The organism is Oleiphilus sp. HI0067, assembly GCF_001635735.1.
Window position 1 is genome coordinate 1 of the sequence record NZ_LWFI01001687.1, and the last position, 1,612, is coordinate 1,612.

2 protein-coding genes and 1 pseudogene are annotated in these 1,612 nt (G+C 44.4%); all 3 read right to left on the minus strand.

What is annotated here, in order from left to right; genetic code table 11:
• Positions 1-246, minus strand: a pseudogene (locus tag A3739_RS26970) (diaminopimelate decarboxylase); the annotation flags it as partial.
• A 43-nt stretch (positions 247-289) separates the two neighbouring features.
• Positions 290-418, minus strand: a complete 129-nt coding sequence (locus A3739_RS29020; protein ID WP_156502643.1) for a lipoprotein — start codon at positions 416-418, stop codon at positions 290-292.
• Between the two features lie 74 nt (positions 419-492).
• Positions 493-1,612 (minus strand): class I adenylate cyclase (locus A3739_RS26975; RefSeq protein ID WP_197472624.1); only part of this gene is annotated, 1,120 nt, incomplete at its 5' end.

The following is a 1,612-nucleotide window of genomic DNA, read 5'->3' on the forward strand; positions in this document are numbered from 1 at the left end:
CGATACGATGTCAAAACCTGCACCTAAATGAGCAAGAATGCTCAATACCGCGAGATTCGAATTCGCTTTTACTGCGTAGCAAACAAGGTGATCGTGATCCCCGAATGCATTTTTATAAGCAAGAAAGCTCTGCTCAAATGCTGCACGTGAATACACATACGTTGGCGTACCGTATTGCTCTGCAATGTCTTGAAGGGATGCGTTTTCAGCGTAAAGCTGACCATTTTTTAGAGTAAAATAATCCATACTATTTCAGCGATTAAATCGCTCGCCGCCTTTACTAATCAAGTTATGCGTCAGATGACTGCTCTTGTGCAGGTTCTTCTGTTTCAGGTAAATACAAGGCGCCCTTTTGTCCGCAGCCCAATAACACTGAGCTTACAACTAAAAGCAGACCAAAGGTCTTTATATGGCGCATGGCGATTTCCAAAAAAGATTTTCTGACATCAAAGATGGGGCGATTATAGCTTGTCGTACAAGCAAAGACTAACGCTAAGATGTGCGCTGCTGGGAATTAACAGCTTTGGCAAAAGCTGTTTCAAATTCAATGAATACTTTAAAGTAATCAAGAACACCAAAGCCTTGGCCATCACTGCGCAATACACCCAAAGGATCAGCGGGAAAACTCAGATCAGTGAGTTTCAAATACGCACCCGCGCGTGTACGAGAGTGCTCAAAACTATGTGTTAATGCGGCGAATTGTTGATCACCATATTCGGTATAAGAGAAGTCTTTACCAAGCGCATGGAAATCATAATGCAAGGTGTCTCCTGCATAATTAGCGAAGGCGTGAACGGGCTCTGCCTCTAGCAAATCAATCCGCTTTATGCGCCGTGTATGAATATCACCTTGTGACTCGGACACTGCATACAGCGCAACCGTTGGCATAACACCGTGATGATGATGCGCCATACTCAATTGTCTGCGATCTAGCACGATACTTAAGAAAGAGAACACCGCTGACTGCATGATCGACTCGTCTTGGCGTGGAAGGCTCCCCTTTAACAAGCCCCCAAACTCGTCTAATACATACAGATCAATTTCGTTCTCTTGATAGACATAAAAGACTTGAATTAAATCTGGCTCGTTCATCGCGAGCGCTGTTTTCAGAACGGTTTCGTGTTCAAGAGCATGGCTATCGAACCTAATCGGCAAGTAACTGCCTTCAACACGCCTTAAACGTTCAAAGAGTACATCTTGAGTTTCGAACAGCTCAAAACGAAATTGCGTGTTCGCTGCATGAATCAAATAGAAGGATTTGCCCAAACCAATAATATACCTAACTGAACGGACTTGATGATCTGGGCCAAATAATACAGAGCGAGCCTCATAAAATAATGCTTTCACTCGGTCTTCAATGGCTCTCGCTCTGAACGAACTAAAACAGCGCACGATCAATTCGAATGGCCCACCTGCTTGCTCTGCACACAGCAACAAATAAGCTTGTAAGTTCTGCAGTAAAGTCTCACCTACCTCATAACGCACGGCAGATACTTCACCCCAGCTGTTCAGTACAACCTGATCGATGGTTTTAACCAAATTGGCTTGTTGCGAGCTGTAGGACAATGAATCTGTACGATCACTGATTCGCTGCCCTGCCTGATCTTGCTCG